Consider the following 15,134-nt stretch of genomic DNA (forward strand, 5'->3'; position numbering starts at 1 on the left):
ATGTGAGCCACCGTCCGCCATCCGCCGGGAGATGTCAACCCAGCACGGCGGCCAGTTCGGCGGCGGCGGCCACCACCGCCGGGCCCGTGGACTCCTCCAGCGGCCCGAACGTCACCACCCCCACCGACGCCTCCAGCCACGGCAGCCCGGTGACCGGCGCGGCGACGCCACGCGCACCCTCCTGCAACTGCCCCTCCGTGACGAAGTAATCGTGGCTGCCCGTGCGCAGGGCCAGGATCGCCCGCCCGGCCGCGCCCCTGGCCAGCGGATGGCGCGAACCTTCCCGGTAGGCCACGTGCATGTCGGTCCAGGACGGCTCCACCACCGCCACGGCCAGCCCGTCGTCGCCCTCGGCCACGGTCAGGTGTGCGGTCGCGCCCACCTGCTCGGCCAGCCGCCGCAGCGTCGGGACCGCCGCCGCCCGCAACAGCGGCTGCACGGCCTGGGCCAGCGCCAGCACGCCGAACCCCAGGTGCACCCGGCCCTCGGCGTCCCTACGCACGAAGCCCGCCTCCAGCAGCGTGGTCAGCAGCCGGTACACCACGGGCCGGCTCAGCGACAGCTCGGCGCTCAGCTCGGTCGGCGTCCGGCCGCCCTTGCCGTCGGCGAGCAGGCGGAGCAGGCGGAGCCCGCGTTCGAGGGTCTGAGCGGATTCGGCGGCCATGCGACCGATTATGTAGTGACGCCGCGCGGTTAGGGGGGTACGTATGGGCGTAGAACCGCCGGGGGGTGACGATGCGGCATTGGTGGGTGCTCCTGCTGGCCGGAGTGGCAATATGCGCCTTTTCTCCTGCCATGTCCTCCATCACCACGCCCATGGCGTACCAGACGCCGCTCGCGCGGCCGGAGCGCGCCCTGGTCGAGGACACCTTCTACGTCACCCAGGGGATCGAGGTGCGGCAGCAGCTGCTGCCGATCGCCAAGGGCGTCACCTTCCGCGCCGCCTACCTCGCCGTCGGGGTCAGGGTCGACGCCGGCGGCCGCCTGTCCGGCAGGCCGCAGCGTCCCGGCACGTTCGTCGCGCCGGTCCAGCTCTGCATGGACCGGTCGTGCCAGGCGCACAACCTGACGCTCGTGGTGCTGGCCAACGAGCCGTGGGAGCCGCGTGAGCTGACCTTCCCCGGCAAGGTGGGCACGCCGCTCGACGGCGAGATCGGCATCAACGGCGGGCCCTCGGGGGTGGTGCCCACCTTCACGGTGACCGACGTCGAGAAGGTGCCCGGCGGCGTGAGCATCGGCCCCGACGGCCACGTGGGCGGCGTCCCGGTGGAGGCGGGCATTAGCGAGGTGCCGGTGCGGATCTGCGTGGCGGGCAACTGCGCGGGCGTCGTCGTCCGCCTCATCATCGTGTGACAGATCTGATCTGGTGTCTCTTGCGGTGGGGCGGGGTTTCCGGTCACGGTGGTTCCATGAAATCGGTCATCGTGGTCGGAGCGGGCATTTGGGGGTCATCACTGGCGCTGCGGCTGGCCGACGACGGATGGCGGGTGACACTGGTCGAGCAGCACCGGCCGGGCCACGTACGGCAGGCCAGCGCGGGCGAGACCCGGCTGCTGCGCTGCGCGCACGGCGGCGACGAGTGGTACACCCGGCTCGCCTGGCAGGCGCGGGACGGCTGGCGGCGGCTGGAGGAGCGGGCCGGGGAGGAGCTGTACCTGGAGGCGGGCATGGTCTGGTTCGCCGGCACGCCGGACGGGTGGGAGCACACCAGCGCCCAGGTCCTGAAAAATCTGGACATCGAGTGTGAGGTGCTGGACCCGGCGGACGGCGGCCGGTTCTTCCCCGACTTCCGCGGCGACGACCTCAGCTTCCTGCTCAGAGAGCCGTACGCGGGCGTGATCAGGGCCCGCCGGGCCACCCAGGTGACGGCCGCACTGGCCCGCGACGCGGGGGTCCGGCTGGTCAGGGCGCGGGCCCTGCCCGTACGGGACGAGCAGACCGGCTCCCACCTGAGCGCGGTGGAGATCGACGGCGAGCGGCAGCATGCCGACCGGGTGGTGTGGGCGTGCGGCGCGTGGTTGCCCGCGCTGTTCGACGGGCTGCCGATGACCGTGACGAAGCAGGACACACTGCACTTCGCGGTGCCGCCCGCGTGGTCGCTGCCCGAGACACCGGCCTGGGTGGACCACGGGGCCGCGGCCTACGGGCACGGCGACGTGGACGGCGTGGGCATGAAGGCGACCACCGACGGGGAGGGCCCGCCGTACGAGCCCGAGCACGGCGAACGCGTCGTGGACCCGGCCGGCGTCGAGCAGGCCAGGACCTATCTGCGCCGGCGGTTCCCCTCGCTGGCCCAGGCGCCGGTGCTGTTCACCCAGGTCGGCCAGTACGCGCTCACCCCCGACGCCGAATGGCTGCTGGCCGAGACGGCGCCAGGGGTGTGGCTGCTGGGCGGTGACTCGGGGCACGGCTTCAAGCACGCCCCCGCGCTGGCCGGCTACGTGGCGGGCGTGCTGGACGGCGCGTACGAGCCGGAGCCGCGCTTCGGCCCGCACGAGCGCACCCCCGCACGTGAGCTGCGGACCAGCGGCCGGCCCCGGTAGGGCTCTCCTCACCTGAACTGGGGGGACGGCGGGCATGATCCGGGCCAGGTGCGGGGCGGAGACTTGTCCCCATGAAGCACTCTATGACCACCCTCACCGAAGCCCGCGAGCCCGCGACCGCACCCGCGCCGCCGCCCGTCGTGCACGCCGCCGCCATGCTCTGGCTCTCGGCGGTCGCGTTCGGCGCGTTCGAGGCCGCGCTGATGATCGGCGAGCAGCTGTCCGAGGGCACGGCGGTGATGGACCTGCTGCCGGGCGCCGGGTTCCGGCTGGCCGTGTTCGCCGGGGCGATCTTCCTCGCGCTGCGGCTGAAGGCCGGGGCGAACTGGGCCCGCTGGGCCCTGGCGGGCACGCTCGGCGTCTTCGGCACGCTCTCGCTGGTGATCGAGCCGGTGCGGTGGCTGCTGGACGGCGGCTCGATCGCCGCGGCCGTGTCCGGGGCCGACGCGATGGCCTGGGCCTTCGCGGCCAGCAGGATCCTGCACATCGTGGCCGTGCTGGGGGCGCTGACCCTGATGTTCCAGCCCAGGGCCGGCGCCTACTTCAGGTCGGCCTGAGCGGGGGCCACGGGGGCGCGCAGGTTCCGCACCCCGGGGGAGAGCAGCGCGGCCAGCGTGGACACCACGACGATGACGGCGCAGCCGAGCAGCGACTCCTCGGTGCCGAACAGCGCCGCCGCCGGTCCGGCCAGCAGCAGCCCGATCGGGCCGAACATCAGCGAGCCCAGCACGTCGTACGAGCTGACCCGCGACAGCGCCTCCGCCGGGATCTCCCGTTGCATCGTGGTCTGCCACAGCACGCCGAACACGTCGAAGCAGACGCCGAGCACGAACGCCCCGCCGACGATCGCCCAGAGCGGCGCGTCGACCCCGAGCAGCACGTACGGGAGCGCGGTCGGCAGGCAGAGCAGCACCGCCACCAGGATCGGCCGGCGCGGCCGCACCCGCAGCGACACCAGCACGCCGACGATCGTGCCGACGGCCTCGCCGGTCAGGAACGCCGACCAGGCCGCGGGGCCGCCCAGGGTCTCCTTCGCCATCAGCGGCCCGAGCACGCCGTGCCCGGCCTGGATGGCCATGACCATCAGCGAGAACTGCGCGACCACCACCCAGATCCACTGCCGCGAGCTGAACTCCCGCCAGCCGTCCCGCAGGTCGGCCAGCACGGAGTGCGACTCGGCGCGGGGCCGCTCGCCCGGCTTCAGCCGCAGCAACGCGATCAGCGCGCCCGCCACCGCGAACAACGCACTGCTGATCATCAGCGCCCAGCCGCCGCCGAACAGCACCACGGTGGCGCCGCCCAGCACCGCGCCCGCCACCCGTGAGGCGTTCGCGCCCAGGCCGAGCAGCGCGTTGCCGCTCTGCAGCCGGTCGCGCGGGACGACCTCGGGGATGATCCCGGTCAGCGCGGGGAACGTGACCGCCGTGGCCACGCCCGCGACCGCCGCCGCCGTGGCCAGCGCGGGCAGCGGGGTCCAGCCGGTGAGCAGCATCACCGCCAGCGCGAAGAAGGCCGCCGCCATCAGGATCTCGCCGGCCGTCATCACCCGCTGGCGCGGAAGCCGGTCCGCGATCACGCCGCCGACCAGAATGAACACGATCATCGGCACCGCCTCCGCGGTGAGCACCACGGACAGGGTCGAGGCGGTGGCCCCGGGCAGGTCGAGGATGCCGAAGGCGAGCGCCACGGGGGCGAAGGCCGACCCGAGGACGGAGATCGTCCGCGCCGTCAGCAGCAGTGCGAACCGCCGGTCCCGGAGCAGCCCGAGATCGCCGAGGATGTCGTGCATCGGCGCAAACCCCCTGAAAGTGGCCAAACCCCGCCATCTTGCCGCATGGTCCGGCCCTTTGTCGTGCGCATATTTATTGTCACCCCGGCGACAAGACCGGTTGCGGAATGTGTGCGGGGTTTCGCAAGAATCGAACTCGCATCTCCCGTAATTTGCTAGGTCGCTGCTGACGGCGAGGGGACGACCAGGCATGCTCGAGACGGCGGGCCGCTTCGTCCACCGGGGCCGCTGGACGCTGCTCGCGCTGACCCTGGCGGTGGCCGTGCTCGTCGTGCCGCTGGGGATGGAGCTGTTCGGGCGGATGGCGGACGGCGGGTTCGAGGACCCGCGCGCCGACTCCACCGCCTCCGCCCGCTGGAACGACGACTGGTATGGCGGCCACACCCCCGACGTGGTGGTCCTCTACCGGCATCCCACCGTCAAGGTGCGCGACCCCCGGTACCGGCGGGCGGTGCACGACTCGCTGCGGGCGCTGCCGGCCGGGCACGTGCGTGCGATGGTCACGTACTGGACGAGCCGGTCGAAGAAGATGGTCTCCGCGGACGGGCACGCGACGTACGCGGTGATCACCCTCAAGGGCGACCAGCGGCGCGCCTACGCCGCCGTCGCCGCGCAGCTCAGAGACGTCCACAACCTGCGCGTCTCCGTCGGAGGCGCGGTGCCGCTGCGCGCGGAGCTGGACGACCGGATCGCGGCCGACCTCGTCCGCGCCGGGGCCGTCGCCGTGCCCGTGCTGCTGGTGTTGCTCGTGCTCGTGTGCGGCGGGCTGGTGGCAGCCGGGCTGCCGCTGGTCGTGTGGGTGCTCGCGGAGCTCGGCGCCCTGGTGGTGTTGCGGCTGCTCACCGGGGTGACCGAGGTCTCCGTCTTCGCGCTGAGCGTCGTCGCGCTGCTCGGGTTCGTCCTGGCCGTCCACTACTCGTCGGTGGTGCTCAAGGCGTTCAGGGAGGCCGTCGCGGACGGTGCGGGCACCGAGCGGGCCGTCGTCCGCACGATGGCCACGGCCGGGCGCGCCGTCGCGCTCTCCGGGCTGACGGTGGCCGGGGCGCTGCTCGGGCTGCTGGTGTTCCCGCAGCCGTTCCTGCGCTCGATCGGGCTCGGGGCAGCGGCCGTGACCCTGGCCGCGACCGTGGCGGCGCTGGTCGTGCTGCCTGCTTCGCTGGGCGTGCTCGGGTCGCGGGTGAACGCGTTGCGCCTGGCCCCCGGCCTCGGGCGAGGTGAGGGCGGGCCGTGGCATGGCGTGGCGTCGAGCGTGACGCGGCGGCCGGTGGTGTGCCTGGTGGGGGTGAGCGTCGTGCTGGTCATGCTGGCGCTGCCGCTGGCGCACGTCAGGTTCGGGGAGGCGGACCATCGGGGGCTGCCGGTCGCCTCCGAGGGACGCCGGGTCGCCGAGACCATCGATCGGGACTTCGCCAGGAACGTCATGACGCCGATCGACGTGCACGTCCTGGTCGCGCGCACCTCCACCGGCGAGCCCGATCAGCAGGAATCGCTCGCGGACTGGCAGCCGCCGGTCAGTGCCGCCGACGTGCGGCCCTTCGCCGCCCGGCTGAAGCGGATGCCGCACGTCACGGCGGTCGAGGTGAGCGGGGTGTCGCGGGCGAACGGCGCGGTGCGGCTGGCCGTGCGGCACGACCTGGATCCCCTGTCCGACCAGGCCGGAGCCCTCGTCCGGGCGATCAGGGCCATGACGCCGGAGCCGGACATCCGGCGGGTGGTGGTCGGCGGCTCCACCGCGGAGCGGCTGGACCTCCAGGACGGCTCGGCGGCCCGGCTGCCGTGGGCGGCGCTGGTGGCCGGCTCGGTCGTGGGGGTGCTGCTGTTCGCCGCGTTCGGGTCGCTGGTGCTGCCGGTCAAGGCGCTGCTGATGAGCGTGCTGTCCATCGGGGCCTCGTTCGGGGTGATCGTGTGGGCGTTCCAGGACGGCAACCTGGCCTCGGTGCTCGGGTTCACCCCTACCGGGACCGTCGAGGCGACCGTGGCCGTGCTGATCCTCGCCGTGGTGTTCGGGTTGTCGATGAACCACGAGCTGTTCCTGCTGTCCCGGGTGCGGGCCGAGTGGCTGCGTACCGGGGACAGCACGGCGGCCGTGGCGGCGGGCCTGCGGCAGAGCGGCGGCGTCATCACCGGCGCGGCGCTGCCGCCGCTCGTCGTGGCCGGAGCCTTGTCCACCGCTGGGAGCACGATCGTGAAGCTGCTCGGGGTGGGCGTGTTCGTGGCCATCGTGGTGGACGCCACCCTGGTCAGGATGCTGCTCGTGCCCGCGTCGATGCGGCTGCTGGACGGGGCGAACTGGTGGTCGTGGCGGCCCTTTCACCGCCGGGTCGAGCTCCGCCGACCCACCCCACTCCCCGCCCCGCCGAAACCCGTGCCCCAGCCCGCGCCCGCGCGTCCGGCCGCCCGTCCCGGATGGGTGCGGATCAAGGAGAGCCCGGCGCGGGTGGTGCGGCCCGATCCGGACGGCGGATGGACGTGGGCAGGGGTCGACGAGTGAATGGGTGTTCGCCGAAAGGACGTCTGTTGTTCATCATGGCGCGAAATATCGAGAAAAAGCCACGCAACTGAGACGGCTACTTCGCGTCGAGGACGGCGTGAAGAACGGGGCGGATCTCATTGAACGTTGTTGATCGTGCGGATAGTGTGCATATGCCCACGATCACCCCCTGGAAGTAAGGTGCCATGAGACGGCGGCTACGGCAGGTCTTCATCATCGGACTCACCCTCTCGCTCCTCGGCATCGGCGTTCCCGCGTGGTCGGAGGACGACGACAGGAGCTGCAACGACCTCATGGCGGCCGACACCCCGGCCTACGTCGTCTGCACCTGGATGGCCACTCCTGAAGAGGCCCTGGAGATCGCCCATTTCTGGCTCGACAACGACGGTGAGAACCTGAAGGGCGCCGACCCGCAGGACCCGATCACGATGGACTGCAGCGCCCCGGGCGCCGAGTGCCCGACCGAGGGCCAGGAGGGCGACGGCGAGGCCCACGAGGCGGGCGACCCCGACGTCCCCGGCGCCGAGGACGGCGGCACGCCCGAGTGCCAGAACGGCGAGCAGTGCTTCGTCGACGGCAACGGCATCAGCGCCGCCGAGCGGGCCTCCGCCCTGGAGACGCCGACCGGCAAGGCCACGAAGGTCGTCGCGCCGACGGGCATGCGGATCTGGATCGAGACCGAGCTCGCCGACGACTACAAGGCCGGCAAGCTCGACGAGGCGGCCAAGAAGGTCGCCGCGCTGGCCGTCGCGCAGCCCGGCGTCGTGGGGGTCAGGTTCACCTCCCAGCTCGGCTACGACCAGACGTTCGCCACCGCCGACGAGCTGGACGCGTTCGTCGCCGAGACCACGGCCGCGCTGCGCACGCTGCTGCCGGGCAAGAAGCTGAGCGCGCACACGGTGGTGCCGGTGCTCGGCTGCGGCTCGAACGACGCCTGCAAGGCCGAGCTGACCAAGAAGTACCCGCTGCTCGACCCCGAGCGCATCGGCGCCTGGCTGAGCAAGGGCTCGATCGACCAGCTCGCCCTGGACAGCGGCCACCTGGCCACCGAGTACGCCACCTGGAAGATCGACGCCGCCGAGGCGCAGCGCAACCAGTGGATCCAGGTCCGGGCCCGCGCCTGGGACGCCTACGCCCAGATCGCCGCCGAGGACGCCGCCTTCACCGCCGGGCAGCTCACCGAGGAGCAGGCGACCAAGGCCATCACCGAGCGGATCGCCGCCCCGCTCCAGGACGACGCGGCCGAGACGGTCACCCTGTGGAGCCGCTGGCAGAACGACCAGGGGCAGGTCAACCGGGTCTACGGCGAGAAGTGGGCCGCCACCGCCACCTGGGACCAGCTTAAGAAGCTCGGCTCGATCCGGGCCCGCCTGGCCACCGTCTACGACCCGGCCAACCCAGAGGTGGACCTGGCCACCGACCTGAAGAACCTCTCCGAGGTCTTCGGGCAGGTGTACCTGCACGCCGCCTGACCTGCTCGACCCGACTCACGGCGAGGGGCCGGGACACCGCTCGGAGAGCGGCGCCCGGCCCCTTCGCCTGTCCCGGGGAGCCGGCGCGTGTCCCGGGGAGTGGGCGCGTCAGCCGAACAGGCCGTTGACGGTGGCGTTGGCCTGGTCGAGCGCGTTGACGTCACTCTTGAAGGAGAAGATCGAGTCCATGGTCTCGGTCATCGTGGCCGTGATGTCGGCCCAGTGCTCGGCGATCGGCGCCAGGTGGGTGGTCTTCTCGTCCACGTGGATGGTGAACGGCTTGACGTCGATGCCGGCCTCGGCGAAGGCCTTCTCCGCCTTGACCGTCGCGGTCTTGATGGCCGGGAACACGGTGGCCTCCTTGGCCACTATCTCCTCCTGGCAGGCCGGCGAGGCGAGGAACTTCACCCAGGCCCAGGACGCCTCCGGGTTGTCGGTGCCCGCCGTGATGTTGTCGGCCAGGCCGTTCAGCAGGCTCGCGCGCTTACCGGTCGGGCCGATCGGCGTGGGCGCGATGGCCGACTTGACGTCCTTGAGGGAGAAGAAGGTCTTGGTGTTCCAGCTGCCCTCGGTGACCATGGCGTACTTGCCCGCCCCGTACGCGTCGATCATCCCGACGCCCGAGTTCACGATGTCCAGGCTCGGCATGTAGCCCTTGTCGATGAGCCCGGTGAACCACTTGATGGTCTCCTTGAACTTCGGGTCGGCGTAGTTGAACTTGGTCGGCCACGGGTTCTGGTCGCCGTACTGCCAGCCGTTGCTCATCGTGTACATGCTCCACTCGGTCTGCCCGAAGCCGGCGCCGCTGCCGTTCGAGCCGATGCCGTAGGTGGCGACCTTCGTCTTGTCGAAGCCGGGCTCGTCGCCGCGCTTGCCGTTCTTGTCCACGGTGAGGTGGGCGATGACCTTCTCGTACGTGCCGCCGTCCTGCGGGTTCCAGGAGAGCTCGGCCATCTCCTCCGGCTTGATGCCGGCTTCCTTGAGCTTCTCCGTGTTGTAGATGACGGCCACGGTGTCGAAGTCCTTGGGCAGCCCGTAGCGCTTGCCGTCCTTGGTGACCCACAGGTCGGCCAGGCCGTCCTGGTAGATCGACAGGTCCACCTTGTCCTTGGCGACGAAGTCGTCGAGGGGCATGAGCTGGCCCTGGGCGGCGAACTCCGGGTAGCGCGAAAGGTGGCCGGTGAAGACGTCGGGGGCGGTGCCGGAGACGAAGGCGGTGGTCAGCGTGTTCCAGTAGTCGTCCCAGCCGTACTGGGTGATCTTGACGGTGTACTGCGGGTTCGCCTGGTGGAAGGCGTCGGCGCAGGCCTGGTACTGGGGCTGCTGAGCGACGTCCCAGAGCCAGTAGTCGATCGTGGCGGCGCCGCCGGCGGCCTCCGGCTCCGACGATCCCGAGGTGCCGCAGCCGGTCAGCAGCAGCACCGCCGCTCCGGCGACGGCGAGAGAACGCTTCATCACAACATCAACCTTCCGTGGTGTGGGGGGACGGCGCTCACTTGACGCCGGTGTAGCCGATGGAGTCGATGACCCGGCGGCCGAGCACGGCGAACAGCACCATGATCGGCAGCGCCGCGAAGAGGGTGGCGGCCATGAGCCCGGCCCAGTCGGGGCTGCCCTGCGGCGTCTGGGAGCGGAAGATGCCCAGCGCGACGGTGAGCACCCGGACGTTCTCCGCCTTGCCCACCAGCAGCGGCCAGAAGTAGTCGTTCCAGCTGGTGATGTAGGTGAGGATGGCCAGCGTGGCGATGGGGCCCTTGCTCATGGGCAGCACGATGCGGAAGAACGTGCGCACGTGCCCGGCCCCGTCGATGCGCGCGGCCTCCTCGACGCTGGCGTTGATGCCGAGGAAGAACTGGCGCAGGAAGAACACCGCGAACGGCGTCATGAGCAGGTGCGGCAGGACGATGCCGAGATAGGTGTTGAGCAGTCCCAGATCCTTGACCAGCACGAAGTTGGGCAGCGTGGTGAAGATCGGCGGCACCATGAGCGCGGTGACGAAGACGGTGAACAGCGCGTTCCTGCCGGGCCAGCGCAGCCGGGAGAAGGCGTAGGCGGCCATCGAGCTGAAGAAGACCTGACCGAGCGTGGTCACGGTGGAGACGATGATCGAGTTGCGCAGGTAGAGCCAGAAGCTGACGGTGCCGCTCGACCCGCCCTCGGCGATCGCCTCGGCCGTGGTCGACAGACCCAGCACCCGGCGGTAGGCGCCGAGCGTGAAGTCCACCGGCAGCAGGTCGGAGGCGCCGCCGGCCAGCGCGCGGGTGTTGGAGAAGGACGTACGCAACATCCAGTAGAACGGGAACAGCGTCACCAGCATGACCACGACGAGCACGGCCCACCCGGCCACCCGCCCCCAGCGGATCGAGCCCATCACGACCCCCTCAGATCCGACTCGCCCGCCCGCGAGAGGCGCAACTGGAGATAGGCGATCCCGGCGAGCAGCACGAACAGCACGGACGACAGCGCGGCGGCGTAACCGAAGTTGAACCGGTTGAAGGCCATGTCGTAGATGTAGAAGTAGATGACCCGGGTGGCGTTGATCGGCCCGCCCGCCGTGGTGACGGCGATGGTGTCGAAGACCTGGAACGAGCCGATGACGCTGAGCACCATGACCAGCGCCATGACCGGGCGCAGCAGCGGCAGCGTGACCCGCCAGAACGTCCTCCACTCCGAGGCCCCGTCGATGGAGGCGGCCTCGTAGACGCTGGGCGGGATCATCTGCAGGCCGGCGAAGATGAGCAGCGCCGTGTAGCCGGTGTGCCGCCAGGTGTTGATCCCGGCGATGGTCGGGATGGCCCAGTCGGAGCCGAAGAACGCCACCCGGTCCAGGCCCAGCCACTCGATCACGTTGTTGACCACGCCGATCTGGAAGTCGAGCATCCAGTACCAGACGAGGGCGACGACCACGTTGGCGACCAGGTACGGCAGCAGCACGACGCCGCGGACGATCATCGACTTGGTCAGCCGGTACATCAGCACGGCCAGCAGCATCGCGGTCACGGTCTGGGTGACGATGTTGAGCACCACGTACTCGGCGGTGACCTTCAGCGCGTTCCAGAACAGGCGGTCGCCGAAGAGCCGCTCGTAGTTCTCCAGCCCGATGAAGGTCGGCGGGGTGAGGACGTTGAACTTGGTCAGGCTCAGGTAGGCGCCGCGCAGCGCGGGCCAGAGGTAGAAGACGGCGAAACCGAGGGTCGCGGGCAGGACGAACATGATCGCGACGGGCAGATCGCCCAGGCGTTGTCGGAGTGAGCGAGGCGGAGGGTCGGGCACTGTCCCGGGCGTGGCGCGGGGGGCGGCGCGGACGGTATCACTGGTCATCAGACCTCCAGGTGCCCGCCGGCGGTAGATCAGCGGTGCAGCAGCAGATGCTGGAGAGCGGTGACGGCCGCTCCCCTGGCCCATTCGTTGAAGGCGAAGGGCTTGACGGCCACCCGTACGGGAGTGGCCGTCCAGTGGGTGTGCCGGGCCAGCGCGGCGTGGAAGGCGCCGGCGCAGACGTCGTACATGTGGACCGACTCGCCGGACAGGACGACCAGCTCGGGGCCCGTGAGGTTGGCGACGGTGGCGACCACCTGGCCGAGGGCGGCCCCGGCCTCGTCGATCACGCGGCGCGCGACGGGGTGGCCGTCGGCAGCCAGGCTCAGGCAGTCGTCGAAGGTGAGTTCGGGCCGGTCGAGCGTGGCGGCGATCGAGCGGCGGATGGAGGGGGAGGTGGCGTACGCGCGGGCGCAGCCCCGGTGGCCGCGCTCGCACATGGGCCCGCGGTCGTCGATCTGGAGGTGGCCGACCAGCCCGGTGGCGCCGGACTGCCCGGTGACCAGCCGGTCGCCGACGACGAGCCCGCAGCCGATCCCGGCTCCGACCGTGACCAGCGCGAACGACGAGTGGCCCACGCCCTCGCCGAACCACTGCTGCACGGCCGTCAGCGCCCGGACGTCGTTGTCCAGCACCGTGGGTACGGACACGGCCCGCTCCACCAGCGTGGCCAGCGGGAGCTTGCTCCAGCCGAGGAACGGGGAGGTGTGCACGACGGGGTCGCTGGGACTGGCGATGCCGGCCAGGCTTATCCCGACGGCCGACAGGGGCCGGCCGGGCTCGGCCAGTTCCTCGACCACCTCGGCGATCTGGCCGAGCACGTGGTCGATCTCGTGGTCCGCGAGCGGCCTCGACGTCTCCGCCTGTACGGTGGCGGCCAGGTCGGTGCGTACGGCGAACAGCTCGTCGGCGGTCAGCTTGATCCCGACGAACGACATGCGCGAGGCGTCCACCTGCAACGGCTGGGAGGGCCGCCCGACGGTCGCCGGACCCTCGCCGGCCGCCTCCAGCAGGTAGCCCGCTTCGAGTAACGGCTTGGTCAGCTTGGTGAGCGCGGACGGCGACAGGGCGAGCCGCCGCGCCGCCTCCGCCCTCGACAGGGGGCCGTGCACGAGCAGCTCGACGAACACCGATCGCATGGCGTCGGTGAGCCGCACAGACTCGGTCTCGGTGTGTGAGAACACGGCCCCATGGTTGGGGTTATATGTTCATGCTGTCAAGTAAATGGGTGGCACAGATCACGAACAGTCGGTATGGGGCCGTTGATGTCCCCAGCTTTCATTGACCGAGTGCACTAAAGCGGGTTAGTCTCCAGCGGCCTGATCGATCCAGCAGCCTCGGGGGGACGCCGATGCCTGTAATTCCGCTCGACGATCAACACTGGGCGCTCACCACGCCCGGCTCCACGTACGTCATAGGCGTGGTGATCGACCCGGAAACCGGTGAGGCCGCGCCGCGGCAGACCTACTGGGGGCCGCGGCTCGGACCGGAGGCCGCCCGCCAGGTGACCGACCCGCCGCGGCGGCACGTCTCCAGCTTCTCCACGCCGTCGGAGATCGAGGAGCTGCTGCCGGTGGACGGCGGCAAGCGCTGGGGGGCGCCGTCCCTCCAGGTCGCCTTCGGCCACGTGCGATCGCTGGAGCTGCGCTTCGTCCGGTCCGAGGTCCGCGACGAGGGTGACGGGGCCGAGCGGCTGGACCTGGTGCTGGCCGACGCCCACCACCCGTTCGAGGTCGTGCTGTCCGTACGGGTGCGCGCCGACACCGACGTCATCGAACGCTGGACCACCGTGCGGACCGGCACCGACGCCGCCGTCACCCGGCTCGACTCGGGTAACTGGTTCGTCCCCGACGCCGACGCCTACCGCTACAGCGGTGTCTTCGGCGCGTGGGCCGAGGAGTCCCAGCTCCAGCGCGGCCCGCTGCCGGTCGGCGAGCTGGTCTTCACCAGCCGCCAGGGCATCACCAGCCACATCGCGAACCCGTGGATCATGATCGACGCGGGGGAGACGACCGAGGAGCACGGCGAGGTCTGGGGTCTCGCCCTGGCCTGGAGCGGAAGCTGGCGGCTGACCACCACGCACCGCCCCGAGGGCGGGGTGAGCGTCTCGGGCGGCTTCGGCCACGACGGCGTGCGCTGGACGCTCGCGCCCGGCGAGGAGCTGGTCACGCCGCCCGTCCTGGGCCTCTACACCGACGGCGGGTTCGGCGCGGCCAGCAGGGCCTGGCACGAGTACGCCCGCCGGCACGTGCTGCCCACCCCCGCCGAGGAACGGCCGGTGCTCTACAACTCGTGGGAGGCGACCACGTTCGCCGTCACCGAGGCGCACCAGCTGGCGCTGGCCAAGACGGCCGCCTCGATCGGCGTCGAGCTGTTCGTGATGGACGACGGCTGGTTCGGCCGGCGCGACGACGACACCACCTCGCTGGGCGACTGGTTCCCGCACCGCGAGCGCTTCCCCGAGGGGCTGCGCTCCATGTTCGACGGCATCCGCGACCTGGGCATGAGCACCGGGCTGTGGGTCGAGCCCGAGGGGCTGAGCAAGGAGAGCGAGCTCTACCGCGCCCATCCCGACTGGGCCCTGCACCTGGAGCACCGCCGCAGGGACGAGAAGCGCCAGCAGCTCGTGCTCAACTTCGCCCGCGAGGACGTACGCGAGTGGGCGGTCGGCTGGCTCGACGGGCTCGTCACCGAACTCGACCTCGACTACCTCAAGTGGGACATGAACCGCCCGTTCACCCAGGCGGGCTGGCCGGAGAAGGAGCAGTCGCAGGACCGGATCTGGATCGAGCACACGCGCGGCGTCTACGAGGTCATGGCCCGGCTCCGCGAACGCCACCCCGGCCTGCGGATCGAGTCCTGCTCGGGCGGCGGCGGCCGGGTCGACCTCGGGATCCTGCGCTACACCGACGAGGTGTGGCCGTCCGACAACACCGACGCCCGCGACCGGCAGCACATCCAGCACGGCTTCTCCCAGCTCTACCCGGCCGGCGCCATGTCCGCCTGGGTCACCGACACGCCCAACCCGACCACCCGGCGCACGATGCCGCTGCGCTACCGCTTCCACGTGGCCATGGCGGGCGTGCTCGGCATCGGCGGGAACCTGGCGGAGTGGACCTCCGGCGAGCTGGAGGCGGCCGCCGAGCTGATCGCCCAGTACAAGCACGTGCGCGCGACCGTGCAGCACGGACGGCAGTACCGCCTGGCGGGCACGCCGGGAGCCGAGCGGTCGGCGGTCCAGTACGTGCACGGCGACCAGGTGGCGGTGCTCGTCTACAACCCGCTCGGCAACGCCAAGCGCGCCCCTCGGCGCCTGCGGCTGACCGGGCTCGACCCGGAGGCCCGGTACGAGCTGGAGCGGGACGGCTCGCTCTGGTACGGCGCCACCCTCATGGCCGCCGGCATCAGGCCCGCCGCGTGGGAGCCGATCGGGCCTGACTATCGCAGCGAACTGGTGGTGTTCAGGAAGGTGTAAACCCCCTCGGGCATGACTTTGCCGCCAGGGTCCCGTAACCGTCCGG

General features: G+C 71.2%; 12 protein-coding genes. 6 read left to right on the forward strand and 6 right to left on the reverse strand.

The window, feature by feature from the left end:
- Window positions 1-34 precede the first annotated feature (34 nt).
- Window positions 35-664: an IclR family transcriptional regulator gene (locus OIE67_RS51970; RefSeq protein WP_326634592.1), complete on the reverse strand. Its 630-nt coding sequence runs from the start codon at window positions 662-664 to the stop codon at window positions 35-37.
- A gap of 131 nt (window positions 665-795) precedes the next feature.
- Between OIE67_RS51970 and OIE67_RS51975 the strand changes: the two genes are divergently transcribed.
- From OIE67_RS51975 to OIE67_RS51985, 3 genes are all read left to right on the forward strand, one after another.
- A complete protein-coding gene (locus OIE67_RS51975) occupies window positions 796-1,353 on the forward strand; it encodes a hypothetical protein (protein ID WP_326634593.1) in 558 nt (185 codons plus the stop codon).
- A gap of 56 nt (window positions 1,354-1,409) precedes the next feature.
- On the forward strand, window positions 1,410-2,543 hold the full coding sequence (locus tag OIE67_RS51980) for an NAD(P)/FAD-dependent oxidoreductase (protein WP_326634594.1): 1,134 nt from the start codon (window positions 1,410-1,412) through the stop codon (window positions 2,541-2,543).
- A gap of 71 nt (window positions 2,544-2,614) precedes the next feature.
- Complete coding sequence (locus OIE67_RS51985; protein ID WP_326634595.1) at window positions 2,615-3,100, forward strand: hypothetical protein; 486 nt, start codon at window positions 2,615-2,617, stop codon at window positions 3,098-3,100.
- Here OIE67_RS51985 and OIE67_RS51990 read toward each other — a convergent pair.
- A complete protein-coding gene (locus OIE67_RS51990) occupies window positions 3,082-4,332 on the reverse strand; it encodes an MFS transporter (RefSeq protein ID WP_326634596.1) in 1,251 nt (416 codons plus the stop codon). The genes OIE67_RS51985 and OIE67_RS51990 overlap by 19 nt on opposite strands.
- 190 nt (window positions 4,333-4,522) lie before the next feature.
- Between OIE67_RS51990 and OIE67_RS51995 the strand changes: the two genes are divergently transcribed.
- Both OIE67_RS51995 and OIE67_RS52000 read left to right on the forward strand, forming a co-directional pair.
- Complete coding sequence (locus OIE67_RS51995; RefSeq protein WP_326634597.1) at window positions 4,523-6,823, forward strand: MMPL family transporter; 2,301 nt, start codon at window positions 4,523-4,525, stop codon at window positions 6,821-6,823.
- Window positions 6,824-7,008: 185 nt separating this feature from the next.
- Window positions 7,009-8,295, forward strand: coding sequence for a hypothetical protein (locus tag OIE67_RS52000; protein WP_326634598.1), 1,287 nt, complete (start codon window positions 7,009-7,011; stop codon window positions 8,293-8,295).
- Between the two features lie 108 nt (window positions 8,296-8,403).
- On the opposite strand, the gene OIE67_RS52005 is transcribed toward OIE67_RS52000, so the two are convergent.
- The 4 genes from OIE67_RS52005 to OIE67_RS52020 are packed head-to-tail and all read right to left on the reverse strand — an operon-like array spanning window position 8,404 to window position 12,797.
- Entirely contained in the window at window positions 8,404-9,750 is a 1,347-nt protein-coding gene (locus tag OIE67_RS52005) for an ABC transporter substrate-binding protein (RefSeq protein ID WP_326634599.1), read from the reverse strand.
- A 37-nt stretch (window positions 9,751-9,787) separates the two neighbouring features.
- On the reverse strand, window positions 9,788-10,666 hold the full coding sequence (locus OIE67_RS52010) for a carbohydrate ABC transporter permease (protein ID WP_326634600.1): 879 nt from the start codon (window positions 10,664-10,666) through the stop codon (window positions 9,788-9,790).
- A complete protein-coding gene (locus OIE67_RS52015) occupies window positions 10,666-11,616 on the reverse strand; it encodes a carbohydrate ABC transporter permease (RefSeq protein WP_326634601.1) in 951 nt (316 codons plus the stop codon). Before OIE67_RS52015 ends, OIE67_RS52010 begins: the two co-directional genes overlap by 1 nt.
- Before the next feature lie 29 nt (window positions 11,617-11,645).
- Window positions 11,646-12,797, reverse strand: a complete 1,152-nt coding sequence (locus tag OIE67_RS52020) for an ROK family transcriptional regulator (RefSeq protein WP_326634602.1) — start codon at window positions 12,795-12,797, stop codon at window positions 11,646-11,648.
- A 167-nt stretch (window positions 12,798-12,964) separates the two neighbouring features.
- On the opposite strand from OIE67_RS52020, the gene OIE67_RS52025 reads away from it, so the two are divergent.
- Window positions 12,965-15,088 carry an alpha-galactosidase gene (locus OIE67_RS52025; protein WP_326634603.1) on the forward strand — a complete coding sequence of 708 codons (2,124 nt, stop codon included), beginning with the start codon at window positions 12,965-12,967 and terminating at the stop codon, window positions 15,086-15,088.
- Window positions 15,089-15,134 lie beyond the last annotated feature (46 nt).

Origin of the sequence: Nonomuraea fuscirosea, from assembly GCF_035917475.1 — a bacterium.
In the GTDB taxonomy this organism is placed as follows: Bacteria; Actinomycetota; Actinomycetes; order Streptosporangiales; family Streptosporangiaceae; genus Nonomuraea; species Nonomuraea fuscirosea.